General features: G+C 59.7%; 1 protein-coding gene. It reads left to right on the top strand.

Features of this window, described 5'->3' with window-relative positions:
* Window positions 1–268 (top strand): DUF2057 family protein (locus B4920_RS26465; RefSeq protein WP_139379692.1); only part of this gene is annotated, 268 nt, incomplete at both ends.

The following is a 268-nucleotide window of genomic DNA, read 5'->3' as shown; positions in this document are numbered from 1 at the left end:
GCTGGAGAAGACCAGCAGCTTCCCCATCAGTGCCGGCAAGCACCAGCTGGTGGTGGCCTTCGAGGGCAACTACTCCAACCGCAACGACATCAAGCTGGTGACCGCCGAGCCTCTGGTGATCAACTTCACCGCCGCCGACAACCAGACCCTGGTGCTGGATTTCAAGAAGCCCCGTAACGAAGACGAAGCCAAGGCATTCGTGAAAGAGCAGAAGGTCGTTCTCAAGGACAAGGTCAGCGGTCAGGCCCTGGCCAGCGAGCAGTTCGTC

Origin of the sequence: Zoogloea sp. LCSB751, assembly GCF_002028455.1 — a bacterium.
Lineage (GTDB): Bacteria > Pseudomonadota > Gammaproteobacteria > Burkholderiales > Rhodocyclaceae > Zoogloea.
The sequence above is the reverse complement of the archived record's forward strand: the minus strand, read 5'-3'. Positions and strand labels throughout refer to the sequence as shown.